The 24,929-nt window shown below is 68.1% G+C and carries 28 protein-coding genes; 12 read left to right on the plus strand and 16 right to left on the minus strand.

Features of this window, described 5'->3' with window-relative positions; genetic code table 11:
- Window positions 1-20 precede the first annotated feature (20 nt).
- Window positions 21-632, plus strand: coding sequence for a TetR/AcrR family transcriptional regulator (locus tag AB0L57_RS22045; RefSeq protein ID WP_364965169.1), 612 nt, complete (start codon window positions 21-23; stop codon window positions 630-632).
- Between the two features lie 82 nt (window positions 633-714).
- Here the strand turns inward: AB0L57_RS22045 and AB0L57_RS22050 are convergent, their stop codons facing one another.
- The gene (locus AB0L57_RS22050; RefSeq protein ID WP_364965170.1) at window positions 715-1,677 is read right to left on the minus strand and encodes a GlxA family transcriptional regulator; all 963 of its coding nucleotides are present in this window, start codon (window positions 1,675-1,677) and stop codon (window positions 715-717) included.
- 119 nt (window positions 1,678-1,796) lie between these two features.
- Here AB0L57_RS22050 and AB0L57_RS22055 point away from each other — a divergent pair, with 119 nt between their 5' ends.
- Window positions 1,797-2,462, plus strand: coding sequence for an HD domain-containing protein (locus AB0L57_RS22055; protein ID WP_364965173.1), 666 nt, complete (start codon window positions 1,797-1,799; stop codon window positions 2,460-2,462).
- A gap of 57 nt (window positions 2,463-2,519) precedes the next feature.
- Here AB0L57_RS22055 and AB0L57_RS22060 read toward each other — a convergent pair whose 3' ends face one another.
- The 10 genes from AB0L57_RS22060 to AB0L57_RS22105 form a co-directional block, all read right to left on the minus strand.
- Window positions 2,520-3,254 carry a GAF domain-containing protein gene (locus AB0L57_RS22060; RefSeq protein ID WP_364965176.1) on the minus strand — a complete coding sequence of 245 codons (735 nt, stop codon included), beginning with the start codon at window positions 3,252-3,254 and terminating at the stop codon, window positions 2,520-2,522.
- Window positions 3,255-3,298: 44 nt separating this feature from the next.
- Entirely contained in the window at window positions 3,299-4,198 is a 900-nt protein-coding gene (locus tag AB0L57_RS22065; RefSeq protein WP_364965179.1) for an ANTAR domain-containing protein, read from the minus strand.
- Between the two features lie 409 nt (window positions 4,199-4,607).
- Window positions 4,608-4,724, minus strand: coding sequence for a TetR family transcriptional regulator (locus AB0L57_RS22070; RefSeq protein WP_364965181.1), 117 nt, complete (start codon window positions 4,722-4,724; stop codon window positions 4,608-4,610).
- A gap of 55 nt (window positions 4,725-4,779) precedes the next feature.
- A complete protein-coding gene (locus AB0L57_RS22075; protein WP_364965183.1) occupies window positions 4,780-5,208 on the minus strand; it encodes a nitroreductase/quinone reductase family protein in 429 nt (142 codons plus the stop codon).
- 169 nt (window positions 5,209-5,377) lie between these two features.
- Window positions 5,378-5,713 carry a hypothetical protein gene (locus AB0L57_RS22080; RefSeq protein WP_364965186.1) on the minus strand — a complete coding sequence of 112 codons (336 nt, stop codon included), beginning with the start codon at window positions 5,711-5,713 and terminating at the stop codon, window positions 5,378-5,380.
- Between the two features lie 403 nt (window positions 5,714-6,116).
- Window positions 6,117-6,620, minus strand: a complete 504-nt coding sequence (locus tag AB0L57_RS22085) for a hypothetical protein (protein ID WP_364965188.1) — start codon at window positions 6,618-6,620, stop codon at window positions 6,117-6,119.
- A gap of 174 nt (window positions 6,621-6,794) precedes the next feature.
- The gene (locus AB0L57_RS22090; RefSeq protein ID WP_364965191.1) at window positions 6,795-8,009 is read right to left on the minus strand and encodes an FAD-dependent oxidoreductase; all 1,215 of its coding nucleotides are present in this window, start codon (window positions 8,007-8,009) and stop codon (window positions 6,795-6,797) included.
- Window positions 8,010-8,190: 181 nt separating this feature from the next.
- Window positions 8,191-8,529 carry a hypothetical protein gene (locus tag AB0L57_RS22095; protein WP_364965194.1) on the minus strand — a complete coding sequence of 113 codons (339 nt, stop codon included), beginning with the start codon at window positions 8,527-8,529 and terminating at the stop codon, window positions 8,191-8,193.
- A gap of 465 nt (window positions 8,530-8,994) precedes the next feature.
- Window positions 8,995-9,867: a hypothetical protein gene (locus AB0L57_RS22100; RefSeq protein ID WP_364965196.1), complete on the minus strand. Its 873-nt coding sequence runs from the start codon at window positions 9,865-9,867 to the stop codon at window positions 8,995-8,997.
- Window positions 9,868-10,370: 503 nt separating this feature from the next.
- Window positions 10,371-10,706, minus strand: coding sequence for an Lsr2 family protein (locus AB0L57_RS22105; protein ID WP_364965199.1), 336 nt, complete (start codon window positions 10,704-10,706; stop codon window positions 10,371-10,373).
- A gap of 54 nt (window positions 10,707-10,760) precedes the next feature.
- Here AB0L57_RS22105 and AB0L57_RS22110 point away from each other — a divergent pair, with 54 nt between their 5' ends.
- From AB0L57_RS22110 to AB0L57_RS22125, 4 genes are all read left to right on the plus strand, one after another.
- A complete protein-coding gene (locus AB0L57_RS22110; RefSeq protein ID WP_364965201.1) occupies window positions 10,761-12,371 on the plus strand; it encodes an AMP-binding protein in 1,611 nt (536 codons plus the stop codon).
- A 33-nt stretch (window positions 12,372-12,404) separates the two neighbouring features.
- A complete protein-coding gene (locus tag AB0L57_RS22115) occupies window positions 12,405-13,133 on the plus strand; it encodes a hypothetical protein (protein ID WP_364965204.1) in 729 nt (242 codons plus the stop codon).
- 613 nt (window positions 13,134-13,746) lie between these two features.
- Window positions 13,747-14,673, plus strand: coding sequence for a cutinase family protein (locus tag AB0L57_RS22120; RefSeq protein WP_364965206.1), 927 nt, complete (start codon window positions 13,747-13,749; stop codon window positions 14,671-14,673).
- Complete coding sequence (locus tag AB0L57_RS22125; protein WP_364965208.1) at window positions 14,660-15,121, plus strand: SRPBCC family protein; 462 nt, start codon at window positions 14,660-14,662, stop codon at window positions 15,119-15,121. Before AB0L57_RS22120 ends, AB0L57_RS22125 begins: the two co-directional genes overlap by 14 nt.
- An 87-nt stretch (window positions 15,122-15,208) precedes the next feature.
- On the opposite strand, the gene AB0L57_RS22130 is transcribed toward AB0L57_RS22125, so the two are convergent.
- Entirely contained in the window at window positions 15,209-15,676 is a 468-nt protein-coding gene (locus AB0L57_RS22130; protein ID WP_364965211.1) for a VOC family protein, read from the minus strand.
- A 123-nt stretch (window positions 15,677-15,799) separates the two neighbouring features.
- Entirely contained in the window at window positions 15,800-16,411 is a 612-nt protein-coding gene (locus AB0L57_RS22135; RefSeq protein ID WP_364965213.1) for a class I SAM-dependent methyltransferase, read from the minus strand.
- A 160-nt stretch (window positions 16,412-16,571) separates the two neighbouring features.
- Between AB0L57_RS22135 and AB0L57_RS22140 the strand changes: the two genes are divergently transcribed.
- The 3 genes from AB0L57_RS22140 (at window position 16,572) to AB0L57_RS22150 (ending at window position 19,682) form a co-directional block, all read left to right on the plus strand.
- Complete coding sequence (locus tag AB0L57_RS22140; RefSeq protein WP_364965216.1) at window positions 16,572-17,174, plus strand: DUF4203 domain-containing protein; 603 nt, start codon at window positions 16,572-16,574, stop codon at window positions 17,172-17,174.
- Between the two features lie 38 nt (window positions 17,175-17,212).
- The gene (locus AB0L57_RS22145) at window positions 17,213-18,916 is read left to right on the plus strand and encodes a SulP family inorganic anion transporter (protein WP_364965219.1); all 1,704 of its coding nucleotides are present in this window, start codon (window positions 17,213-17,215) and stop codon (window positions 18,914-18,916) included.
- Between the two features lie 115 nt (window positions 18,917-19,031).
- On the plus strand, window positions 19,032-19,682 hold the full coding sequence (locus AB0L57_RS22150) for a TetR/AcrR family transcriptional regulator (RefSeq protein ID WP_364965221.1): 651 nt from the start codon (window positions 19,032-19,034) through the stop codon (window positions 19,680-19,682).
- Window positions 19,683-19,694: 12 nt separating this feature from the next.
- On the opposite strand, the gene AB0L57_RS22155 is transcribed toward AB0L57_RS22150, so the two are convergent.
- On the minus strand, window positions 19,695-20,489 hold the full coding sequence (locus AB0L57_RS22155; protein ID WP_364965223.1) for a GTP-binding protein: 795 nt from the start codon (window positions 20,487-20,489) through the stop codon (window positions 19,695-19,697).
- 115 nt (window positions 20,490-20,604) lie between these two features.
- On the opposite strand from AB0L57_RS22155, the gene AB0L57_RS22160 reads away from it, so the two are divergent.
- From AB0L57_RS22160 to AB0L57_RS22170, 3 genes are all read left to right on the plus strand, one after another.
- The gene (locus tag AB0L57_RS22160; RefSeq protein ID WP_364965810.1) at window positions 20,605-21,027 is read left to right on the plus strand and encodes an OB-fold domain-containing protein; all 423 of its coding nucleotides are present in this window, start codon (window positions 20,605-20,607) and stop codon (window positions 21,025-21,027) included.
- Window positions 21,020-22,222: a lipid-transfer protein gene (locus AB0L57_RS22165; protein WP_364965225.1), complete on the plus strand. Its 1,203-nt coding sequence runs from the start codon at window positions 21,020-21,022 to the stop codon at window positions 22,220-22,222. The genes AB0L57_RS22160 and AB0L57_RS22165 overlap by 8 nt, the downstream gene beginning before the upstream one ends.
- A 71-nt stretch (window positions 22,223-22,293) precedes the next feature.
- Complete coding sequence (locus tag AB0L57_RS22170; RefSeq protein ID WP_364965227.1) at window positions 22,294-22,749, plus strand: nuclear transport factor 2 family protein; 456 nt, start codon at window positions 22,294-22,296, stop codon at window positions 22,747-22,749.
- A gap of 245 nt (window positions 22,750-22,994) precedes the next feature.
- Here the strand turns inward: AB0L57_RS22170 and AB0L57_RS22175 are convergent, their stop codons facing one another.
- A complete protein-coding gene (locus AB0L57_RS22175) occupies window positions 22,995-23,618 on the minus strand; it encodes a nitroreductase family protein (RefSeq protein WP_364965229.1) in 624 nt (207 codons plus the stop codon).
- Window positions 23,619-23,723: 105 nt separating this feature from the next.
- The gene (locus tag AB0L57_RS22180; protein ID WP_364965231.1) at window positions 23,724-24,674 is read right to left on the minus strand and encodes a hypothetical protein; all 951 of its coding nucleotides are present in this window, start codon (window positions 24,672-24,674) and stop codon (window positions 23,724-23,726) included.
- Window positions 24,675-24,929: the final 255 nt, after the last annotated feature.

A 24,929-nucleotide genomic window follows, 5' to 3' on the forward strand; every position in this document is an offset into this window, starting at 1 on the left:
CGCTGTGGCATGCTGGGCCCATGGCCGTGCAATCAGGGGTCTATCGCGGAGCCACTGCCGCCGAACGGGCCACCGAACGCCGGTCGCGCCTGCTGGAAGCGGGGCTCACGGTGTGGGCCGATCCGGCAACCCGGACGACGATGACCGCCGTATGTGCCGAGGCCGGCCTCAGCGAACGCTACTTCTACGAGAGTTTCACCGGACTCGATGCCTTGCTCGAGGCCGTCCTCGACGAAATCGCGGTCGAGATCGAGGAGAACAGCCGCAGCGCCGCCGATGCGGCCGGAGACGATCCGGAAGCTCGCATGCGGGCATCGATCGGCGCGTTCGTGCGCCTGCTGGTGGCGGATCCGCGCAAGGGCCGGGTGGCGATCGTCGAATCGGTGGCGGTCCCCGAATTGCGGAGGCGGCGTACCGAATTGCTCCGTCACCTGGCGCACGAATCGGCTCTCGAAGTTCGCGCATGGCTCGGCGATGCCGGCCGCAGCCGGGCCGCCGACGAAACCTCCGGTCTGCTGTTCATCGGTGGTATGGCCGAATTGGTCACCGCCTGGCTGGACGGCGCCATCGAGGCAACCGCCGAGGAGATCATCGAGTCCGCCTGCCGCGCGCTGCATGGTCTCTACCGCTGAATCCGCCCGGCCCGCAACCACATCCGCGTGCCATGGCCGGAACCAGCGTCTATTCGGGTGTCACGCCGACGGGCCCGGCAGGTCATTCGCGCAGCGCGCTGTGGAATCGGCGCTGATAGGCCCGCGGTGAGACGCCGAAATGCTGGAGGAACACCCTGCGCAGGGTCTCGGGGCTGCCGAATCCGCTGTCCTGGGCGGCAGCGGTCACCGAGTGGCCGGAGTCGAGGAGGTCCTTGGCGGTATCCACCCGGATCTGCTCGACGTATTTCGCCGGGCTGGTGCCGAGTTCGTCGCGGAACAGCCGAGTGAGCTGGCGCGCGCTGAGGTGGGCCAGCGCGGCCAGCGCGGTGACGGAGTAGTCGCCGGCGGGCTGGGCGGTGATGGCCGCGCACAGCTGGTGCAGCGGTGCGGTCCGTGGCAGGGGCGATCGCATCGCCGGGGAGAACTGCGATTGGCCGCCGGGGCGCTGCAGGAACACCACGAGCGATCGGGCGACCTCGCGAGCGAGTTCCGGGCCGTGGTCGCGTTCGACGAGGGCCAGCGACAAGTCGATGCCGGCGGTCACGCCCGCGCAGGTCAGGATCGGTCCGTCGGTGACATGGATGGCGTCCGGGTCCACCCGCACGGCGGGGTGGGCGCGGGCGAGGGTGGCCGCGTGTTTCCAATGGGTGGTGGCGCGGCGGCCGTCGAGCAGACCCGCGGCCGCCAGGATGAACGCGCCGGTGCAGATGGAGGCCGTCTCCCGGGCGTGCCGGTGCAATGTCGCGGCGGCGGACACGAGCCGCGGATCGATCGGATGTGTGGGCAGTGCGTCGCCGCCCGCGACCATCGCCACATCCAGCCGACCGGTCTCGGCCGCCGCGGTGTCGACGCTGATCCGCAGGCCGGTCGAGGTGGAGACGTCCTGGCCCTCGGGTGAGCACATCACCAGGCGGTAGTGCGCGCCGAAGCGGTTGGCTTCGGCGAAGACCTCGCCGGGACCGGCGACGTCGAGCAGTTTCACCCCGTCGAACACGAGGATGCCGATGCGCCGCTCGGTGTCCACCGCTGTCTCCTCACGTCCGGATCTGTGGGATGCCTGGCGCGGATCACGGGGCGCGCGAGCGGTGTGCCGCGGGAGGCTGGAATCACGGTAATCGAACTCGTCGAGCAGGAGATGACCTGATGACCATCGAGCAGCCCCGGCCGCGCACCGTCGAATCCGTCGCGGGTGTCACGATCCCGGACACGAAACTGGCCCGCGAGGCCACCGAGCTCATCCGCGACACCACCAGCGAACTCGTCTTCCACCATTCCCGCCGGGTCTACTGGTTCGGCAGTCTGCAGGGGCGCCGTCGTGACCTGAGCTACGACCCCGAACTGCTGTATATCGGTGCGATGTTCCACGATGTCGGCCTGGGGGAGCAGTTCCATCACAGCGGTCATCGCTTCGAGGTCGACAGCGCCGACGAAGCCCGCCGATTCCTGCGCGGCCACGGCGTTCCCGAGGACAGTATTCGCCGCGTGTGGACCGCGATCGCGCTGCACACCACGCCGGGCGTCCCCGAGTTCATGGAACCGGAGGTCGCGCTGGTGACCGCCGGTGTGGAATACGACGTTCTGGGCATCGGCTACCACGGCATCGCCGATGCCGATCGCCGCGCCGTCACCGCGATGGAACCGCGTCCGGATTTCAAACGCCGGATCCTCGCCGCGTTCACCGCCGGTGTCGCGCCGAAACCCGAAACCGCCTTCGGGACCGTCAACGACGACGTGCTGGCGCACTTCGTTCCCGGCCACGAGCACATCGACTTCGTCGACATGATCGAGAGCTCACCCTGGGCCGAGTGAGCCGCGGGCGCCGGAGGCGAATCGTGCGGTCCGAGTGAACGATTCGCGGTGCACCGATCACGCCGAATGTTCGAGTTCGATCCAGTCGAAGGTGCCGCTCGTGATCGCACGGGACAGTGCGACCAGTGAGAGACCGTGGGCGTCGGCATGCTCGCGCAACAATGCCGCCGCCCGGCTCGCGTCGATGTTCAGCCGTCCGGCCACCATCCCCACCGAGTGTTCGTAGCGGACGCGATCGTCGAAGGTCGACAGCGACCGGCGGGCGAGCAGTTCGGCCCGTGCGCTGTCGCTGTCCTGACACAGCGACAGTGTCGTCAGGTCTGCCAGGGTCTGGACGACCACCTGATAGCCGGGGCGCTGCTCGACCGACTCGTCGTAGAACGAGATCAGGCTGCCGACCGCGTCGGTTCCCAGAATCATGGGGGCCGCACACACCGCGCCGCAGCCGAGCGCGGCGGCAGCGCGGGACAGATCCGGCCACCGGGTGTCGTCGCCGATCCGGGCGACCTCGACCATTTCCTTCGACGACATGCTCTCGGTCCACGGGCCGTCGCTCGCGTGTATTTCGAGAAGTCGGATCAGATCCGGTCGGTCCTCGGTCATCGGCAGGATGCGCGCGACCCCGTTCGGATCCAGAACGACGATGGCCGCCGCCGCGACGTGCAGGACTCGGGTGCACATCTCGTTGATCAGCGGAAGGGTGCTCGTGAGGTCGGCATCACGGACGAGGTCGGCGGTGATCCGGGACAGCGGACCGACCAGCTGCTCGAGCACGACGTACTCCTTCGACACATCGAGGATTTTACGATTTCGTTCTGGGTTCGTGGTGTTGTCGTTCATTCGGTCGCTCCATCGAGATCGACTCGTCGTTCGAGAACACCTCGTGCCACCTCTGGTAGGGAACGTTCCGCGGCGAACGCGAACGCGCGGAGGCGCAGGAAGGCTTCTTCCAGTGAGATACCCCGCTGAGCTGCGATCATGCCGGTCGCGATGTTGACATCTCGGTGAGTGGTCGCCAGCGGGTCCGCCCCGGGTTCTCGCAGCGCGAAATCCTCGATCAGGGTATAGCTGATCAGCTCCGCCAGCAGCATCGCATCGGTTTCCACCTCGGTCGAGAGTCCGCCCGGCTGCCGCCGATACAGATCCAGCCTGCCGATTCGCAGACCGCCGACCCGCAGCGGTAGCGCGATCACCGCGCCGACGCCCAGCCGTGCGGCCTCGTGCGCGAGCATCGGCCACGGCTCGAACGCGTCGCTTCCCGCCGTGGCCCGCACCACGGTGCCGGTGCTGTAGGCGGACGGGCCGGGGCCTTCACCGACCACGATCTGCGCGTCCTCGGCCTGTTCGGCCAGCGAATCGCTGCACCCCACGAGATCGACCAGGAAACCCGTGCTGTGCAACACGAGCCCGACGGAATCGACTCCGTCCAGGGCATCCCGGCACGCGGTGCAGACTGTTCTGCCCCAGTCTTCGGCACGCCGCGGTTGGCCGATCGCCACCACCGCCGTGTGCAGTCGCCCCCCGGATCGTTCGTCCACTGGCCCTTCTCTGGTATTGGCGGCCTGCCCGCGCAGCCGATCGACGCTCCAAGGCTTCCGGAAGTTGCCCAGGACCTGTGATGAGATAACCACACCCTCGCGCCGGGGCGAAGCCTCGACCCGGGAGTTCTCCGACTTGCGGCCGAAGAGTGACGGTGTGCGCCGCGCGGCGACCTTCCCTACATCGTGCCGGGTCACCTTCTTCGATCCTCCCGCGCGCGGTGGCTCGGCGCAGGAGACCAACGTCCTCTCCTCCGAGGCGGGTCGTGCGGGCGGCCTCAGCCCAGAGCCGGGCGACGCCGTGTTGTCGCTGGGTGAGCCCGAGGACGAAGTAGACCGGGCTCCAGCACGTCCAGGCTGCCTCCCGGGGAGGTCGTCCCCGGTCGAGCAGGGCGCTGACCAGCGCCTCGGCGATATCGAGGGTGGCGGGTTCGGCGGCGAGGGTGCCAGCCACCACCGCGGCGCGGTGTGCCAGGAGTGCGGCCCGGTATCGGCGGATGATCTCGGCGGACCGCTCCCGCCGGAGCGCGGGCGACCCGTCGAGATCGGCCCCGCCGACGATGGCGTCGGCCATGAGTTCTTCGGGGCGATTCGTCGACTTGTCATGTCACGCAATGGTATTCATCCGTACGTCGAGCCGCTTGGCGATCGCCCGCAGCGATACCGCCGCGGCGCCCTGTTCGTCGAGCAGCCCCAGCGCTGCCCGGACGAGCGCGGCGGTCACGCACGATTCGCCCCGACCGCGATCGGCCGCTCCGCTGCCACCGGAGAGCGCCGAGTCAGCGGCGGTGGAGTGCGAGAACCGGGATGGTTCGGATCCCGGCGGTCTTCTCGGCGTAACCGGCGAAGCCCGGGTATCGGCGGGCCTGCTCGGTGTAGATCCGGTCGCGCGGTTCACCGGTGATCTCCTCCACGTCGACCGCGTACTTCTCGGTGCCGCGTTCGACTTCGGCGGTGCCCGCGGTGGTGAGGTTGTAGTACCAGGCGGGGTTGGTCGGATCCCCCGCCTTGCTCGCGAACACGTAGACGGTGTCGAGGTGGCGCTCGTCGGGCATGTACATCATGGGGGTGACGAGTTCGCGTCCGCTCCTGCGGCCGCGATGGTGGACGAGCAGCATCGGGGCGCCCTCGAAAGGCCCGCCGACGCGGCCCTGATTGGCCCGGAACTCGTCGATGATCTTGGTGTTCCAGTCGTCGGGTGCACTCATGGGTGGATTGTGCCGTGCGCCACGGCGCCGCGGACGGATCCTGCTCGGCTCGGCGTGTTCTGCTCCGGAGCGTGCGAACGGGTCCGCCCGCGGCGCCGCGGTGCCCAACGGGGTTGCCGACTTCCTCATTCCGGCAACACAATTGGAATTGTGCTCGCGCACGGCAGGATCACCCTGTCGCCCGCCGCGACAGCTCCGTGGTCGTGGACTGCGTGTAGATGTGCTCCGGCGCCACGGTGATGACATCGGTGATCTCGATGAGTGCGGCGGGAACGATGTGGTCGGTGAAGTGGTCCACACTGGGGACCACGACGGCGTCCGCGTCGAACCGGACGACGGTGTCGAGTAGTTGCCGCATCGGATCCCGGGTCAGCTGGCTGAAGGTGATGGTTCTGCTGAGGTCGTATCCCAAACTTCTTGCTACGTGCCGGAGTTGAGCTTCGTCCCACCGTTGCCGTTGGCGCGAGACGTCTTTGCGAAGGAATCCGAGGGCCACGAAACTCATCGCTGTCCTTCCTGGAGGCCGACCGCGTCACGCGGCGGCACGGCGGCGAGCGTGGAGCAGAAGATCACCGGGCGCGATCCGGACAGCTCGACCGGGGCAACCGATTACCGGTCGTGTGACGAAATGGTGTTCGGTCGCAACCGCTTCCATCCGTCAGCATCTTCCTGGCTAATCCAAGATTAGCGGCGGGTTCCAGCCATGGCAATCGGTCGGTGCGGGCGCGGTCCTGCCACGATGCCGGCGGATTTGCTGGTTCGCTGCGAGAATGTGCCGCGTGACCGGCTGGGGTGATGACGAGGCTGCCTGCCGTCACCGGTGCCGGACAACGGCGGACACTCCGATCGCCTCCCCGCCCCGGGTGCGCGAAACGGTTGCCAGGCAGGGCATTCTGCCATCCGCCGGCTCAGGCGGGGCGCAAAATCCAGTGCGCGGATCTGCCGTTCCCACCGTGGCCGGCGATCACGGTCATGCCCGGTCCGGTGGTCGTCGTCCCGTAGGCGATCGTCTGCGGATCCGCTGCCAGTGAGATGTATTGGCTACCACCGTCGTTGCGTAGACACCAGGTCACGTAATCGCTGACGCCACACGCGCCCTGTTCGACGAAGGCGCCGCCGGGATCGTATCGATGCGGCCGCAGGCACCATCGGGTCCGTGCGTTGCGGATCTGATAGATCGGTCCCGCGGGCCGATAATCGATCACCACGAACTCCCACAGATCGCCGCGCTCGCCGGGCAGGGCCCGGATCGGATCCCCGGCCCGGCGCGAAACCATCGCGTAGCCAGGATGTTCCGATGACGCGATGCGGAAGGTGCCCGTCGTCGCCGAGGCCGCTCCGGCCGGCTGGGAAACGAACAATCCGGCCAGAGCCGCGGTGCAGACGAGCGTTCGCAGAAACAGGCGATCCAAGACAAATCCCTTCACGGTCGGCTCGACGCGTCACCTCGGATCGATGGTGCGCTCACGCCGCTGCTGTGGAAGTGCGGTGGCGAAATGTATTCGAACCTTGTCTGCCGAGGGTTTGCCGCTTGGCCGAATTGCGCGAGATTCAGGGGTTTTCCGTGTGTCCGCCGAGAATTCGAGCTACCGATTGTGGATTTGTGGCGAGGAGATTTCGGCCTGTGCGAATTCCGGGCGCCGGGTCCGCAGCTGCTCCGGCCGGTACTTGCCGTCGGAGAACCAGTGGTGTGCGCCGGGCTTGCGGGCTTCGGTCGCCAGATGCTTGATGCCCGCTTCGCATGCGAACTCCTTCAGCTTCTTTCCGGCGAATCCGCTGAAATACAGCCGCATGGCGGTCTCGTCCTTGTGACCGAGCTGGTATATCCCGGCATCGCGGCCGAAGCTGAGGCACATGGCGGGGAACGCGAGGTCGATCGGTGTGGGCTGTTCACCCGCGATCCGGTGCAGCACGGTGTCCGCGGCGTGCGCGCCCAGGCAGTACGCGGTGTAGGCGCTCATCCGGAACGGCAGATCCGACGGTGCCGACGAGTCACCCGCCGCGACGATGCGCTCATCGTCGATGCAGGTGAGCGTCTCGTCGGTGAGCAGCCGCCCGGCCGCGTCGGTGCGCAGTCCGCTGCGGGCGGCCAGGTCGGGAACTCCGAAACCGGCCGCCCAGATCGTCACGGCACTGGTCAGGGGCCGGCCGTCGCCGAGCTCCACGGCGTCGGATGTCACCGCGGTGACGGTCGCACCGGGGCCCTCGACGACTGTCGCGCCGAGCGCGGCGAGGTACTTGCGGGCCGTGCGCCGTGCTCTGGGGTGCAGATACGCACCGAGCACACGGCCGCAGACCAAGGTGACCGCGCGACCTCGCCCGGCCAGCTCGGCAGCGGCCTCGATACCGGTCGGCCCGCCCCCGATCACCGTCACCGGGGCCGCGCCCGGAGTGTCGAACAGTGCCGACCGCAGCTGCCGTGCGGCCTCCAAAGTCGCTATCGGGTAGGCGAACTCGCCTGCGCCCGGTACCTGCGGCGTGGGGGCGCCACTGCCCACCGCGTAGATCAGGTGGTCGTATCCGATGCGGTCGCCGCCCGCCGTCTGCACCGTCCGCCCGGCCGCGTCGATCCGCGTCACGCTGTCGACCACCAGCCCGACATCCTCGGCCAGGACGTCGCGGTAGTCGACGACGGCCTCATGGGTCGCGCCCACCAGCTGATGCAACCGCAGCCGGGGGACGAAGACCGCACGCGGATTGATCATGGTCACCCGCACGTCGTCGCGCTGGGTCAGGCGATTGGCCGCCATCACACCGGCGTATCCGCCACCGATCACGACGACTTCGTTCTTGGTACTCATTGTCTTCCTCCCTTGGGCGAGCGGTTCGGTCATGAGACGCCGCGCGGCCCGGAATTGTGACAGCGAGTGGGACAGGTCATGGCGAATGTCGCGGTGCGGTCGTCGCCGCCGGGAGGTGACGGTCGCGGAGACCGTCTTTCTCACCCGGCGGCGAGGTCGCGGTGGCGCCGGGTGTGTGCGTTCAGGCTCCGTCGGTCGGTTCGGGCGCTTCGTGGGTCGCCCACCAGGCGTAGGCGTGCTCGGGGAGCACGGTGATGATGTCGGTGACGTGGATGAGTTCGTCGGGGACGATGCCGTCGGGGAAGTGGTCGAGGCTGGGGACGATCACCGCTTCGGCGTCGGACGCGATCACCTCACCGATGAGGTACTGGATCGGGTCGTCGGTGCGGTTCTCGAAGACGAGTGTCTTGCGCAGGGTGTACCCCAGACTCTCTGCCAGGCAGGAGATCTGCGCCTCGTCGTTGTGTCGCCGTAACAGTGAGACATCGGCGTGCAGATATCCGAGGGCGGGAAAACTCAACGCGGCCCCTTCTCGTGTCGTCGGTGCGTGCACGATCGGAGCCCGCCGCGGGCTGCTGTGTTCGCGCGCGCGGAACCGGCTGACCCGAGGTTGGAGCAGTACACCCAGCGTCCAAATAGCAAATTCCAGGCTACCGTCGACCGGGTTGTTCCGCCGACCATCCGGACGAGAGTCGTCCCGCTTGTTGTCCGGCATCGTTTGCCGGGATCTCCGGCGTCGTCCGAGGTTGCCGGTGTCTTCTGCAGGCGGGTAATCGATTGCTCGTAAATAGTGTTCATGTGACAGGCGCTCGAGATCGCCGCCGACTGTCCTGTCCGTGTTGCTGTTCCCGGCGGCGTGGTGTTGTTCCGCCGGATCGGCGGAAGACTGGGTGGCCCTGGACGTGACACCCGCACCGTCGATGATCACGCGAACTACTGGCTAACTCTGGAGTCGTGGTAACACGCGGTCGCTGTCGTGATGTGGTCACAGATGCGGCGCCGGCGGCAGTTCGGGAGTGAGTGACGCGCCGACGTGGTGTGCGACTGCCAGGGTGATTCGGTTGTCGCGCAGGTCGGGGACCGCCCGGGTATCGGGGGTGAGCAGGCAGATGGCTTGCGCGGCGGCCGTCAGCACGCCGGAGGTGACGGTTGCCGCACCGTGACCGCACAGGGCACTGAGGAGACCGGGCAGCGCCAGCGCGGCATATCCGAAAGGGTTGTCGGGCGCGGTGACGGTGCCCGGGCGTGCGCTCGATCCGGCGGTGAGGTCGATGACGATGTCATGTTCATCGGCCAGCTGCCGGCGCAGCGCCGGATCGGGGTCGTGGTCGTGGTAGATCGTGAGATTCCCGGCGCCGGAGGCGAGGAGTACCGGAACCAGGCGGGGAGCGCGGTCGAGACCGATCACCGCGAGGCGTCCGCGTCCGGACGGAGTGCCGGTCCTGCGCAACGCGGTCGAGACGGCGGCGGTCAGGGTGGCGTTGAAGGCATCCGATTCCGTGATCACCAGCGGGCATTCGGTGGATGCGGTGATCGCTTGCACGGCAAGGCTTTCCGCGGGTGGTGATCCGATCAGCGCGATCGCGGTCACCGTCGAGGGCAAATCGGCGAGGTGATCGGCGATCGCTCGTAATCGGCCGGCGGGTACGAGGACGGGGTGTGCCTGCAGCGCGGTGCGCCCGTTCAGCAGATCCGTATATTCCTGCATCGCCGCCCAGGACGAGCGACCGGCGCGATCGCCGTGCAGCATGCCGTCGTGATCCGAGACGCCGACCACGGCGACCTCGAGGCCGGCCGATGACCAATCCTCGGACGGGGCCGGTCCGATGTCGTTGTCACTCGGAAAGTCAGAACTCATCGCGGCCTTTCCGGGTTCTCGGTGACGAGCGGCCTCGGAGGCGTCGACGTGCTCGTAGTTGCCTGAGAGTTGCCATACTCGGGCCCGTTGAAACATCCGGCCGTTTCGGCGGTCGCGATCGCCTGGTTGCCGGTTCCGGTGACCGGATCGGTGCGGGGGCTGATGGCGAATGCTCGCGTCAGGTCGCGGCGGTACCGCGCAGGCCGGTGGATCGCGCGGTCGAAGCGCGCTACCGGGTTGACGAGCAGGAGATGGTGATCGCGGGGCCGCATCCGGAAAAGTGCGGCAGCACTGTCGATCGGCCCTCGGTGCGGGCGGCGGCAGTGACGGTGTGGTGGGTGGACACCCCGGCCGGAACGTCGGCCGGGGGATCACCGAATTCGTTGTCGGCGAGTGATTCGCGGGCCGCTGGGGTGACCCTCGGCCGGATCCGGCCCCGGTTGGGTGGCGGGCCGGAACAGGCGCAGCGCGTTGCGGAATCGCACATCCCCGGTCGGGTCAGGCTAGCTCGCCTTGTTGTACGCCTCGACGATATCGGCCTGGATCCGGCCGCGGCTGGAGACGTTGTAGCCGTTGTTCTTCGCCCATTCACGAATCGCGCCGGTCTGCTGCTTGTCGGCTGCCGAACGCACTCCGGCCTTGGCCTTGGACCGGGGAATCCGGCCGACCTTGCGAGCGGGCCCGGTCCACTGCTCGAACGCGCCACGAAGCTTGCTCGCGTTCTTGTTCGACAGGTCGATCTCGTACTCGACGCCGTCGAGGCTGAACGAGACGGTCTCCTCGGCTTTGGATTTGCCGTCGAAGTCGTCGATCAGTTCGACGATGATTTTCTTTGCCACGTGGTAAATCCTCCATAGTTGTCGAAATGCGTTGACCGACGGGAAGAGATGATGGTGCAGTTCAACATAGCCGACGTCTTCGAGGCTGTGGCCACAGCGGTGCCCGAGCGTACAGCGCTGACCTATGAGGGCGAAAATCTGACCTACGCGCGCCTGGACCGTGCGGCCAACCGGGTGGCGCGACTGTTCGCCGGGGCCGGCATCGCGGCGGGCGAGCATGTTTCGCTGTTCCTGAAGAACAGCGTCGAGCACGTCACGAGCATTCTCGGGCTGATCAAGATCCGGGCCGTGCCGATCAACGTCAATTACCGGTACACGCCGGCCGAACTGGAATACATCTTCGTCAACTCGGACTCGGTCGCGATCGTGGTCGAACTCCCCGAACATCAACGTGCGCTCGCCGCCCTGCTCGGCTCCTGCCCGCTGCTGCGGATCGTCGTCGTCATCGGTGCGGTGACCGAGGACCTTCGCGGCGCGGCCGCGGCGCGGTCGGTCGCGGTGGTGTCGTTCTCGGACTCGGATGACCTGCCGGACTCGGCGGAGTTCGGCCCGCGGTCCGGTGACGACCTGTATGTGCTCTACACCGGCGGGACCACCGGGTATCCGAAGGGGGTGATGTGGCGCCACGACGACTTCTTTCACAAGCCGCTGTCCGGTGGTAACCCCTACGGCGCCGACGATCGGCGCAACCTCGGCGAAGTCGCCGCGGCGGCCGAGGAATTCCCGGAGCTCGCCTTCCTCATCGCCGCGCCGCTGATGCACGGCGCGGCGCTGTTTTCGCTGTTCACCTTCTTCACCCTCGGTGCGCGGGTGGTGCTGATGCGAGACTTCGAACCACGCGCGGTCGTGGAAGCGATCGAGCGGCAGTCGCTACAGGTGATCCTGATCGTCGGGGACGGTATGGGGCTGCCGCTCGTCGACGAGATGGAACGGCGCAAGGACGAGATCGACTTCAGCTCGCTGTATTCCATCACCTCCGGCGGCGCCATCTGGTCGGTCGGTGTGCGGCAGCGGATGCTCGCGGTGAAGCCGGATCTGTTGTTACGCGACAATTTCGGTGCCTCGGAGACCGGGAGCGACGGAGCTTTCACCGTCGACGACACCGGCAGTCTGCGAATGCCGAAGTCGCCCAACCTGATCGTGGTCGACGAGGATCTCGCCGAACTGGCGCCGGGGTCCGCGCAGGAGGGCTACATCGCACGCATCGGCAACATTCCCCTCGGGTATTACAAGGACGAGGACAAGACGGCGCGCACCTTCCCGACCCGTGCCGACGGGACGCGATTGGCCGTCCTGGGAGATATGGGCCGGGTCGAATCCGACGGCGCCATAGTGTTTCTCGGCCGCGGATCGCAGTGCATCAACACCGGCGGCGAGAAAGTGTTCGCCGAGGAGGTCGAGGCGGCACTGCACGCCCATCCGTCGATCGCCGACGCGCTCGTCGTCCCGGTGCCCGACGAGCGCATGGGCCAACGCGTATCCGCTGTGGTGGAGATCTACCCCGACGCCGTCGCGCCGACGCTGGACGATATCCAGCAGCACTGCCGAAAGACTCTGGCCGGCTACAAGATCCCGCGATCGATGGTGCGGGTGGACGAGGTGCGCAGAACGCCGGCGGGCAAAGCCGACTACCGCTGGGCGAAAGAGGTGGCCGCACAGGGGTGAGGCCCCGCGCGCACCCACTAGGGTCGAGTCATCATGGCGGAATCACACACCGGCCCGAGGCGACGCGGCGAATCGGCCACGACACCGCCGCTGCCGGGCCGGGGTGCGGCCGCGATCGCGGCCGCCGTGCTGATGGCCGTGGTGGGCTGCTCGGTTACCGAGCCGAGCGGTCCGCGCGCCGCGACACTGCCGCCCGACGACGTTCGTGCGACGAATCTGGTATTCCTGGCCAACCGCCGGCCGGTCCTCGCCCCGGGTTCCGAATGCGTGGCGTTCACCTCGCGGCTGCACACGGTTGCCGGTGTGCCACAGGATGTCCGGGCCACGACGATGGTGCCCGGCCATGGATGCTGGGCCGGTGACGACCACGGCACGGTCGTTTCCGTGATGACGACGGCGACACCGTTCGGGGAATTCTGGCGACGTGACTATCCCGACGACGACGGCAGTGGCATCACCGCGACGATCCTCGACAAGGACGCCGCCCAGCTGTTCGAACGATTCGTCCTCGGCAATCGCTATTACGCGGTCCGGGTGGGCAGCCGGTGGCCGGCGGGTCTGGACAGCGGCACGACGAAGACGGCCTGCATGCTGGTCGTCGACACCGGCGCGGCGCAGCCGTTGCTGATCAATCTCACCCAGCAGGTGCCCACGATCGATCCGGTCGCGCGGACCGTCGCCCAGCAGTGCGACACGGCCGCTTCGGTGGCCCGGACGGTGCTCGATCAGCAGGACCCCGGCGGCGGCAGCCGCGTGTCCTGACCTGACGCCGGGACCGGGTGCTCGTCACGCGGTGCCGGTCGTCTCGCTCACGCGGCTGGTGCAGGCGGTGTCACCGGATATCGGTCGGCGACCCGGTGGGTGACATGCGGTGGGCTCGGAAATGTACCGGCGCCGTGGGTTCGGACGGTACGCGGCGGGCTCGGAGTCCGGTGCCGGTGATCCGGGCTGTCACGATGACGACGATCAAATTCAATAAGTGACTGTATATTCCCTCGATAATGTGATGCTTTGGCGGCGCGGATAGTTGCCGTCGACCATGTGTCACGTGAAGGCCGGCTCCGTGCCCGCTCCTGGTAGGGGTGACTCAACTAGCAGCTTGTCCGGCTGAAAGCTGACGAATCGTCACGGTTCGGTGATGAAGTCCCGGATCCACTCCCAACGTGCCGCGGCCTCTCCCGCTCTCTGTTATGTTAATACAGATTCTCTTTCATGGAGGTGCCGCAGTCGGCGTGCGCCCAGCTCGACGAGGAGTGATGAGAGTGGATGGCGTGAGTATGTGCGCGTGGGGGAGATCCGTGATGGCGGTCGCGACCGGTCGTGCGGACCCGCACCGAAGACGCGGGAAATCGCTTGGGCTCGGGGCGGTCTGATCATGTTTCCGCGCCCGAAGAACATCGGTGCCGCGTTGCTGGCGGCCCTCACCCTGACTGCCGTCGGGGCGACGGGGCCGGCGATCGCGCAACCATCCGGGCGGCAGTGCCCCGGCCTGTACGTCGTGACCGTACCCGGCACGTGGGAGACCTCGGTCGATGAGCCCCGCCAGGGCATGCTCTCCGGCGCCGTGGACGGTCTGCCGGGCGATGTGCGCGTCGATCACGTCGCATACGCCGCGACCGCCTTTCCCTGGGAAGGCGAGGTCTACGGACGGTCCAAGCGGGAAGCCCTCGACAAGGCGCGCGCCATGGTCGCGGGCATGGCTGATGCATGCGCGTCCACCCGGATCGCTCTCGTCGGCTACAGCCAAGGCGCCGATGCGGCCGGAGATCTGGCGGCCGAGATCGGTACCGGCAACGGTGTGGTGGCTCCGGAACGCGTCGTCCTCGTGGGGCTGATCTCCGATCCGCGCCGGTCGCCGGTCGACAATCTCATCGGACCGCGTGTCCCCGGTGCCGGAGCGGGCGGTCCCAGGGCCGGCTTCGGCCGGGTCACGGCTCGCACCTTCACCTTCTGTGCCTCCGGTGACCTGTACTGCGCGATGCCCGAGGGCGATTTCGCGGGACGGATCGCGGGCTTGCTCGCCGAGCTGTCGAATCCGGACCCGCAGCACGCGGGCCGATACGTCCAGGAGGCATCCGACCTCGCCGGTGCGGCGATCGCGGCAGGAGGTGTCGGTCTGCTGGCCGGGCAGCTCGATGCCCGGGCCGTCGAGCAGCGGCGCGCACAGATCGAGGACTTCCTGAAATCAGGTATCCACCAGAGCTATCCCGGCTACGAGGTCGGCCCCGATGGGCAAACTCCACTGTCGTGGTTGCGGCAGTGCTTGATCGAGTCGGCGGACGATCCCGATGCGCACTGTTGATCTGGAACGCACCATTCGAGCACCGCGCGTGGAAGTATTCGATTGGCTCACAGACATTTCCAACTATCGCCGCGTCCCGATCATCCGCGCAGTGCGGCGGATACGACCCGGTGACGTCGCCGAGCACGGCACCGGGTCGGTCCGGCGAATCGCTTCCCCGCCGCTGCGATTGACCGAGCAGGTCGTCGATTACTCGCCGCCACACCGCGTGCGCTATCGAATCACCGATTCGTTTCCGCCGCTGAGACATTCGCAAGGCGTGGTGAGCTTCGACCCTGTCGCCGGTGGCACGCGGGTCCGCTGGTCGGCGCGATTCGAAGTCGTCGCCCCGTTCGGCGGTGGACTGCTCACAATGCTGCTGCAGCCGATACTCGCCGCCGGAATTCGTCAGGTACTCGACACCGCCGAAACGGAACTCCGACACCGGCAGGCTGCGGCAGCCCGGTAACCGTCCGGGCGGGGCGGGGCGATGGTGACCTGTGCTCGGCAGGCCGTGCACCCGGGGCGCCTGTGTCTCCGGTGCGCCGAATCTGGCTCAGGCTCCGATGTACTCGGTCGCGACATCGAGGATCCAGGTGATGCCGAAGCGATCGGTCAGCATTCCGAAGCCTGGCGCCCACTGCGCCGGACCGAATTCCTCGATGATCGTCGCTCCCTCGGCGAGCCGCTTCCACAGCGCGCCGACCTCGTCGACGGTGTCGCCGCGAACGGACAGGAAGAAGGGCTCCCCGGTGATGGTCGTGCCGTTCTCGCGGCGAGTGCTTGGCGACCCCGCAGTGGCGGGGATGTCGGCGCCCGGCACGTCGTAGGCCATGACCCGGAATCCGTTGTCGGCCACCACCTGGCCGAACACGACCTTGGTGGCGTCGGGTCGTTCGGCGGGCATTCCGAAGTCCGCGTAGGTGACGACGGTGAGCTGCCCGTCGAACACCGACCGGTAGAACTCGAGAGCCGACCGTGCCCGGCCGTGGAAGTTCAGATGCGCGACAGCGTGTACCGACATGATGGTCCGTCCTTCGGAGAGGGTGTGGCGCCGGGGATTGCCGGCGATGAAGGCCACCTTGTCAGCGGTACAGGACAGGGTTTGTCCGCTACCTCCGGCGATCCACTCCGCGTTCTTCGACGCTCAGCCGCGCGAGAACACGGCCACCAGAAAGTCGGAGTCGTCGGTGAACGGCCGCAGGTCCCACGTCGAAAGCCGCAGATCGAGAACGAGTCCGGCCTTCTCGGCATCGGCCAGGAACTGCGGGAACTCGTAACCGCGATCGGCGCCGAACCCCACGACCGCTCGTCCGGCCGGGGCGAGATGGCGGGTGAACCCGGCCAGTACCGCCGCGCGGGTCGAGGGCGCCAGGAAGGTCATCACATTGCCGGCGCACACGATGATGTCGAAGTCGGCCGCGATGCCGCGGCCCGGCAGGTCCAGCTCGGCGAGATCGCCCACCATCCAGGTCGGACCGGGATAGTCCTGCTCGGCCGCGGTGATCAACACCGGATCGACGTCGACGCCGACCACGACGTGACCGGTTCCGTGCAGGTAGCCACCGACCCGGCCCGGGCCGCAGCCCGCGTCCAGGACCCGGCTGCCGCGATCGAGCATCGCGTCGATCAGCCGCGCCTCGCCGACGATGTCGGTGCCCTCGGCGGCCAGTGTCCGGAACCGCTGCACGTACCACGTCGAATGGGCCGGGTCGGCCGCGATGAGTTCTTCCCATTGGCTGGGGGTCCGTCGATTCATGGTGTGTCCTCCGCACTCGGGCCGTGTCCGGTTCACTGTGCCATCGCGGTGCCGCCGCCGGACACGGGTCCCGTGACGGTTCACCCGCAGGGGATGAGTACGCGGCCGGTCGTTGCGCCGAGACTCGCAGTCGCGGAGGTCTGCGGCGAAAGGGGATCCGATGAGTGGCATCGTCGTGGTGCTGGTGGGCGCGTTGCTGTGCTTCTACGGAATCCGGTCGGTGCACCTCGGTGTGGTGGCGATCGGATTCGGTATCGGCTGGCTGATCGCGGATCTGTTCGGACCGTCGTTCTGGACGCTGCTGCTGTTCGGATTGATCGGTGCGGTCGTCACCTGGGTGGTGGTGTCGCTGGTGTTCAAGTTCGCGGCCTACGTGATCGGCGGTCTGACCGGTGCGATGGTGGGCGCGAAACTGGCCACGGTCTTCCAACCCGGGGACAAGAACTGGGCGATGAGCATGATCGTGATCCTCGCGGTGTGCGTGGCGGGAGCCTTTCTGGCCGACCGCTTCCGGGAGCGTGCGTTGTTGTGGCTGACCTCGATCGGCGGCGCGAGCATGGTACTGAGCGGTATGGGCCGGATGAGCGACGATCTGGAATTCCTGCGATCACCCGATACGGGATGGCAGCAGTTCCTGGCCACCGCGGCCTGGGTGGCGCTGTCGGCCGCCGGCTGGATCGTCCAGCGTCACCTGTTCGCCGAGAAACTCGGTATCCGCCACCTCGTGGTCGGCCAGGACGATGCGGACGCACTGGGTAGCTAGATCCATCGATTTCAGCTGCGACGAGAGCGGAGGACGCGGTGGCGACACGGTGGGTGGTGTTCGAATCGCTCGCGGGATACCGGCCGCAATGGTTGCGCGCCGATGTGGTCGCGGGCCTCACCGTGTGGGCCGTCCTGGTTCCGGAGGCGCTCGCCTATGCCTCGATCGCGGGTGTGCCGCCGGTGGTCGGGTTGTATGCCGCGATTCCGTCGCTGATCCTGTACGCGCTGGCCGGAAGTTCGCGGCATCTGATCGTGGGGCCGATGTCGGCGACGGCGGCACTGTCGGCGGCGATCGTGACCCCGCTGGCCGGCGCGGACGGGTGCAGATACCTCGCACTGTCCACGGCGCTGGCGATCGCCACGGGGATCGCCGGACTGCTGGCCGGACTGATCCGTCTGGGGTTCGTCGCGGCCTTCATCTCGGAGCCCGTGCTCAAGGGCTTCATCGTCGGCCTCGCGCTGACCATCATCATCGGACAGGTGCCGAAGCTGCTCGGCATCGGTAAACACGACGGCAACTTCTTCGAGCAGGCCTGGGGTGCGCTGACCCGACTCGGCGACATCCACTGGCGAACCTTCGCCATCGGGCTGGTGAGTCTCGCGATCGTGCTCGGCCTGAAACGCTGGCTGCCATTGATTCCGGGCTCACTGCTGGCCGTACTGGTCGGCATCGGCGCGGTGGCGCTGTTCGATCTCGACGACAAGGGCGTCGTCATCGTCGGCCACATCGACTCCGGTCTGCCCGGGTTCGGGCTGCCGGGCGGTATCGGATTCGGCGACTTCGTCGACCTGCTCGGACCGGCGGTCGGAGTTTTGCTGATCGGGTTCGCCGAGGGGCTGGGCGCCGCGAAAACCTATGCGGCCAAGGCGGGTTACCAGGTCGACGCCAATCGTGAACTGCTCGGGCTGGGGGCGGCGAACCTCGGTGCGGGCCTGTCGTCGGGCATGGTCGTCAACGGCAGCCTGTCCAAGACCGCGGTCAACGGGTCGGCGGGCGCGAAAACCCAAGTCAGCGGTTTGGTCGTCGCGGCGCTGACGATTCTGACGCTGCTGTTCCTGACCGGTCTGTTCGAGAAACTGCCCGAGGCCACCTTGGCCGGTGTCGTCATCGCCGCGGTGATCGAGCTCGTCGATTTCGCCGCGCTGCGGCGGCTGTACGGGGTCTGGACGCGGCGTCTGGGCGGCATCTACGGCAAGGCGGCGCGAGCCGATTTCACCGCCGCCGTCGCGGCGATGTTCGGTGTGCTGCTCTTCGACACGCTGCCGGGTCTGTTGATCGGCATCTGCATCTCGATGGTGTTGCTGGTGTACCGGACCTCGCGCCCGCATGTGGCGCGGGTGGTGCACACCGGCACGCTGTGGGTGGACGCGGCCCGGCATCCCGATCTGCCGTCTCGCCCGGATCTGCTGGTCGTCCGGGTGGAATCGGGATTGTTCTTCGCCAACGCGGACTACATCCGCGACCGGATCGACGAGTTGTGCACCGATCGCACCCGGCTGGTGGTACTCGATGCCGAGACCTCGCCCAGTATCGATGTGACAGCGGCGGCGATGCTCGCCGATCTGCAGCGCGATCTCGGCCGCCGCCGCATCGACTTCCGCATCGCACGGTCTGTCGGTCAGTTCGGTGACGAGCTCACCGCCGCCGAGTCCGGCGCCGCCGCACCAGGGTTGTATCCCACCGTGACGGCCGCGGTCGCGGATCTGCCACCGGTTCCGAACGCCCGCGACGGCGACTGATCGAGCCGCCCGCGCCCGAGCCGATTCGGCACCGGTTGCGACCGTTCGGCGGGATGCCGGGGCGGGCCGGGATCCACGTGTGGTTATCGTGAGATCTCAGGAGGTGGTCAGGGCGGTGAACGGGACTTTGGCGCAGGCCAGGCAGGAGCGTCGGCGCGTGATCATGGCGGCGGCGTCCGGGTTGTTCGCGGCGTGCGGGTATCGGGCGGCGAGCATGGACGAGATCGCGTGCCGGGCCGGAATCAGCAAACCGGTGCTGTACAAATCGTTTTCGAGCAAGCTGGAGTTGTATCTGGCGGTCCTGCACGAGGCGAGGCAGGACTTGGAGGAGACGCTCACCATCGCGCTGGCGCCCGCTGACAGCATGCGTTCGATCGTGACGGCGACGGTGACCGCGGTATTCGATTTCGCCGATGTCCACAAGCGCAGCGCCGTGTTGCTCGCCGGTGCGGCCGTGGTCGACGAGCCGTCGGCGCAGCGGATGGCGCATCGGGCCGCGGCGCTGTGCACCGACGCCGTCTCGCGGGCACTGGCACCGTATCCGCTGCCGGGTGCCGAGCGCGGATGGTTGATGACGGCGGAACTTGTCGCGATCGCCCAATCCTGTGCGCGGGACTGGGTGGCCACCGGAAAGCCGCTGGCCAAGCACGAGGCCATCGCCACGACGGCCGGACTGTGCTGGACCGGGCTGGCCGGGGTCCGGCTCGCGGGCGAGCTACCCGACCCGATCGGCGACCGGCAGCCGGTGCCCGACGCCCGGGCGTAGCCACGCCGATCTTCACTGGTCGAGCGCGTGCTCGGGCTGGCAGACGTGCATGGGGGAGGGCAGGTACCGGACGACGGCGTCCAGGAGTGCGGCCGGATCGTCGCTCCACGGCGCCGTATCGCACAGGACGGGTACGGCCTCCCCGATCCGGGTGAGGCGGCGGATGCGATCGTGCAACCGGGCGGGCGGGACCTCGGGCGTATCGCCGGCGCCGTCCTGTTCGGCGACCGCGGCGACGAGGTCGCGGAAACGCTGCTCGGCGATCTGCCAGCGGCTGCCGTAGAACTCGGTGCCCATCGGTGCCAGTGCCCACATCGGGACCAGGTCGATGGCACCGTGGAACCCGGTCCCGGTGCCGGTGGGAAGCTGCACCGGTAGCGGCACCGCGCCGCGGATGCCGGCGATCGTGCGGATACAGCGGTCGAAGTCGGCGTCCGGTCGGTCGAGGCCGGTCACCACACACAGCCGGGCGACCTGATGATCGTCGGCGACCCGCAGCAGCGTCTCGAGTCGCGCGCCGCCCCGGGCGGCGGCGGGCACGACCGCGATCACCCCGTCGGCGACGCGAATCGCCCGTTCCGTCGCCGCGATGGGCGCGTGGCTCGACACCTCGGCGATGTGAATCGTGTGTTCGACCCGGTCGGTCACCCATGCGGTCGTGGCGCAACGGCGGCGCAGGCGTGCGGTGACACGGGCGGTGTCGGCAGGATCGCCGATGATCGTGACATTGCGGATCGACTGCGGGTCAATGGCTTTGGTGCCCATCGTGGTGCGATACTCCAGATCGTCTCGAGGGTCTCGTCGCATCCTCGATCCGGTCACACCGTACTCCGGCTCCGGTTCCACCGGCCGGGATTGACGGTTCCAAAGTAGAACGTGTTCCTATAACGTCGGGTCTGTGCAGAAAGAACAACGCCCCGCGGTGGCAGATTGGTTCACTGCGGACGACGGCACGGTACGTCTCGTGGGAAGTCGCTGCGACGTGTGCCGCACACCGTACTTCCCCCGCAACACCCTCGCCTGCCGCAATCCGCAATGTACCGCGCCCAAGGACGGCTCCGAACTGGCCGAGTACCGGTTCTCCACGCGCGGCCGGATCTGGTCGTACGCCGATGCCCGCTACAAGCCGCCCGCGCCCTACGTCTCGCCGGATCCGTTCGAGCCCTACGTCGTCGCGGCGGTCGAGCTCGAGCTGGAGCAGATGGTGATCCTCGGGCAGGTCGTGCGCGGGCTCACCGTGGACGACCTCGCCGTCGGCATGCCGGTCGAGCTGACCGTCGGTGTGCTGTACGAGGACGAGGAAGCGGAGCACACCGTGTGGATGTGGAGGCCGGTCGATGCCTGATACCAACTCTCGTGACATCGCCGTCCTCGGTGCGGGCATGCACCAGTGGGGCAAATGGGGCCGCAACTTCGTCGAATACGGTCTGGTCGCCGCGCGGGCGGCGCTGGCCGACGCCGGCGTGGACCACCGCGATGTCGGCTACATCGCCGGCGCGGACACCATCCGCAACGGCTATCCGGGATTCGTCTCCGGTGCGACCTTCGCCCAGGCGCTGGGCTGGTCGGGTGCGCGGATCTCGAGCAGCTACGCCGCCTGTGCCTCCGGTGCGCAGGCCATCGCGAACGCGCGCGCGCAGATCCTGGCCGGACTGACCGATGTGGCGCTGGTGATCGGCGCGGACGCGGCACCGAAGGGCTTCTTCCAACCGGTCGGCGGGGAACGCCGCAACGATCCGGACTGGTTGCGTTTCCACCTGCTCGGCGCCACCAACCCGATCTACTTCGCGCTGTACGCCCGTCGCCGGATGGCACTGCACGGCGCCACGCTCGACGATTTCGCCGCGGTCAAGGTGAAGAACGCCCGCCACGGCCTGAACAACCCGTACGCGCGCTATCGCAAGGAGGTGTCGGCCGAGGAGGTCGCGGCCTCGGCGATCGTGTCGGATCCGTTGCGGCTGCTCGACATCTGCGCGACCAGTGACGGCGGCGCCGCGCTGGTGCTCACATCGATGGATTACGCCCGCCGGCACGGCATCGCCGAACCGGTGCGCATCAGCGGGCTGTCGACGGTGACGCCGACCTTCCCGAAGACCGTCATCGATCTGCCGGATTTCGCGACGGATTCCGCCGTGGCCGTCGAGGCCCCGCCGCACACCTTCCGCTCCGCCATCGCGCAGGCCGCCTACGAGGAGGCCGGGCTCGGTCCCTCCGAGCTGTCCTTCGCCGAGGTCTACGACCTGTCCACCGCATTGGAACTGGACTGGTACGAAGACATCGGACTGTGCGAGGTCGGCGGCGCCGAGGAGCTGTTGCGCAGTGGCGCAACGACTCTGGGCGGCCGGATACCGGTGAACCCCAGCGGTGGGCTGGCCAGCTTCGGCGAGGCCATTCCCGCACAGGCCATCGCGCAGATCTGCGAGCTCACCTGGCAGCTGCGCGGTCAGGCCGACGGCCGCCAGGTGGAGAACGCGCGCGCGGGTATCGCGGTGAATCAGGGACTGTTCGGTCACGGGTCGGCGATCATCGCCACCCGCTGAACCGTCGCCACGTCCCTCCGGAAACCCGGGCGCCGTCCGGGTTTCCGGAGGACACGATCGAAGGAAGTGCAGTGACGCTGTCGGTGGCCGATCGGCTGGAACTGTCGGATCTCGTGCACCGCTACGCGGCCGGGGTCGACGCGCGCAGGATCGACGATGTCGCCGAATTGTTCACCGGCACAGCCGTGCTCACCATGCCCGCACCGCCGGAGGTGCTCGGGCCCCACATTCGGCACGACGGGCCGGACGGCGTTCGCACCGCGATGGCCTCGCTCGCCGACGTGCTGCGTACCCAGCACGCGATCGTGGGTGAGGTCTACGCCCGGATCGACGATGACGCGGCGACGGGGTCGATCGCGGGGATCGCACACCACTGGATCGAGAAGGACGGCCGGCTCATCGACCTGATCTGGCACCTGCGTTACGCCGATCGCTATCTGCGCACCGACCGGGGCTGGCGGTTCGCGGAGCGGGCGCTGTCCATCGACGCGATAGCGACGCAACCGGTTCGCACCGTGCGGCGCTGATACCGCCCGGGTGTCGCACCTCGGGATTCCGACTCCGGAAGTTCACCGAAAGCGTGTCGGCGGGGGCGGATTCGGCGACCGCGGCGCCGGCCGCCGGAAAAAGATCCGGCCGGCCCGGCGCACGGTCACCTCTGTCGATCAGATCTTCGCCCGCTCGCCGCGGTGACGCACTGCGCAGGAGCAAACCGGCGCCGGCCGCAGCAGCCGCTGCGCGCGCCGATCGCAGCACGCACCGACCCCGGTCCTCACCACCCGTCGACGTGCAGTACCGCGTCGAGGTCGGCACGCGGACCGGGCCGGAAGTCGGTGCCCTTGGTGTAGGCCACCGGCAGCAGTACGCCTTGGCGCACCGTGTCCGGAATACCGAGGATCTCGGCGACCTCGCGTTCGTACTGCAGATGCAGTGTGGTCCAGGTGGTTCCGAGTCCGCGGGCGCGCAGGGCCAGTGCCAGGTTCCAGGCCGCGGGCAGCACCGATCCCCACAGACCGGCCTGATTGCCGCCGAGGTCACCGCCGCCGGTGTGAATCGCGCCGATCACCAGTGCGGGGACCTCGCCGAGCACCTCGCTCAGGTGATCCGAACTCGAGGCGACGCGTGCGGCGGTCGGATCGGTGGGTTCGCCGCCGGCCTCGCGGTAGGCCCGATAGGAGCGCCGGTAGTACTCCGCGATCTGGGTCTTGATCGCCGGGTCGGTCACCACGATCCAATGCCATTTCTGCCGATTGCCGCCCGAGGGAGCCTGCAGCGCCACCTCGAGCGCCTCTCGGATCACCTCCAGCGGCACCGGCCGGGACAGATCGAGGCGGCGGCGCACGGCGCGGGTCGTGGTCAGCAGCTCGTCCGGGGTCAGTGGCAGCAGATCGGTCACTACGGATTTCCTTCCGATGGGGTACTCGGTGCAATCGGAGTCGACCGTAGTTTGTTCCGGAGCAGGGTTCCGGGCCCGGTGGTGTGCCGGGCCCGGACGGTGGCGCTACCTGCCGGCGCGGGTGATCGTGCGCACTCCGGGGGTGGGCCCGTACATCTCGGCCGCGGGAATCACGATGCGCCAGCTCGGTTCCTTCGTGGCGGCCGACGGTTCGGGTTCGAGAACCCGGTAGGCCGGCTGATCGTCGGACGGTTCGGGCGTGATCGCCTCGGCCGCAACGGGTTCGGGCACTTCGGGCTCGGCCGGAGTCGGTACGGCGACCGCGGGCTCGGCCACGGCCGCTTCGGCCACGGCCGGTTCCGGCGCAGCGGATACGGCCGCGGCGGAGACGAGCGGCGCCGGTTCGTGCGCAGTGGAGGCGACCGCGGCCGGTGTGGCGACGGCGTCCGCGGGCACCACGGCCACGGGCCGTTCCGCCGCGACCACGGGCTGATAGTTCAACAGTGCACTCGCCGCCGCACCGAAGGCGGTGACACCGGCGAGCAGGACGGCGACACCGAAATGGGAGGTGATCGCCTGTTCCGCGGCGGGCGCGTTTCCGAGCATGCTGCCGACGAGGCCGGAGACGCTGTTGTCGTCGGCGACGGTGCGCAGCTCGGACGCTTTACCGTACAGATACAGCACATCCGCGATGACCGAGACCGCGACGGCCGAACCGGCCACGGCGACGGCATGTGCGAACAACGCCATGCGAGTGCGCAGATACGCGGCGGTAGCGATGATCGCCACCAGGGCCGCGACACAGGTGAGTACCGCCCAGCCGCCACTGATCTCGAGGGTTTGCATGCCCGAGCCCGCCCAGTTGTCCTCGATCCCGCTGTCGGCATCGAGCGCGCCGAAGGCGTCCGACCCGATCATGCCGCTCGGGCCCGATACCGACAGCCACGGCTGGAACAGCAGTGCGACGGTGACGCCACTGAACGCGGCGCAACACAGCAGCCGTAGGCTCCGGCGTCGTTCACCCGATCGTGGGGTGCGCGGCGGCTCGGCGCTCACGGGGCGGGCGGGGACATCGTTGCAAGGGGTGGTTCGGGAAGCCATTACTCCGGGTCTGTCTGTCGTCTGTGTGCCGCGATCGGCACGAGCGCGTGATGATCGCGGATGACGCCGGCGACTGCATTGTGCGTCGACGAGAAACGACGGTAGGACGGTGCGCGGTGGGGGACCACCAGACCTCCCAGACCTGGATGGGGCCCAGCTCACATCACCAATCCCCGCGATCGCGACGGATGTGTCGAAATCCGCGCTCCG

This window comes from Nocardia sp. NPDC052254, assembly GCF_040679495.1.
Taxonomy (GTDB): domain Bacteria; phylum Actinomycetota; class Actinomycetes; order Mycobacteriales; family Mycobacteriaceae; genus Nocardia.

Coding starts and splice junctions, on each gene's coding strand:
- AB0L57_RS22045 (WP_364965169.1), top strand. CDS start 21: ATGGCCGTGCAATCAGGGGTCTATCGCGGAGCCACTGCCGCCGAACGG.
- AB0L57_RS22055 (WP_364965173.1), top strand. CDS start 1,797: ATGACCATCGAGCAGCCCCGGCCGCGCACCGTCGAATCCGTCGCGGGT.
- AB0L57_RS22075 (WP_364965183.1), bottom strand. CDS start 5,208: ATGAGTGCACCCGACGACTGGAACACCAAGATCATCGACGAGTTCCGG.
- AB0L57_RS22080 (WP_364965186.1), bottom strand. CDS start 5,713: ATGAGTTTCGTGGCCCTCGGATTCCTTCGCAAAGACGTCTCGCGCCAA.
- AB0L57_RS22090 (WP_364965191.1), bottom strand. CDS start 8,009: ATGAGTACCAAGAACGAAGTCGTCGTGATCGGTGGCGGATACGCCGGT.
- AB0L57_RS22100 (WP_364965196.1), bottom strand. CDS start 9,867: ATGAGTTCTGACTTTCCGAGTGACAACGACATCGGACCGGCCCCGTCC.
- AB0L57_RS22115 (WP_364965204.1), top strand. CDS start 12,405: ATGGCGGAATCACACACCGGCCCGAGGCGACGCGGCGAATCGGCCACG.
- AB0L57_RS22120 (WP_364965206.1), top strand. CDS start 13,747: ATGTTTCCGCGCCCGAAGAACATCGGTGCCGCGTTGCTGGCGGCCCTC.
- AB0L57_RS22125 (WP_364965208.1), top strand. CDS start 14,660: ATGCGCACTGTTGATCTGGAACGCACCATTCGAGCACCGCGCGTGGAA.
- AB0L57_RS22130 (WP_364965211.1), bottom strand. CDS start 15,676: ATGTCGGTACACGCTGTCGCGCATCTGAACTTCCACGGCCGGGCACGG.
- AB0L57_RS22135 (WP_364965213.1), bottom strand. CDS start 16,411: ATGAATCGACGGACCCCCAGCCAATGGGAAGAACTCATCGCGGCCGAC.
- AB0L57_RS22140 (WP_364965216.1), top strand. CDS start 16,572: ATGAGTGGCATCGTCGTGGTGCTGGTGGGCGCGTTGCTGTGCTTCTAC.
- AB0L57_RS22155 (WP_364965223.1), bottom strand. CDS start 20,489: ATGCGACGAGACCCTCGAGACGATCTGGAGTATCGCACCACGATGGGC.
- AB0L57_RS22165 (WP_364965225.1), top strand. CDS start 21,020: ATGCCTGATACCAACTCTCGTGACATCGCCGTCCTCGGTGCGGGCATG.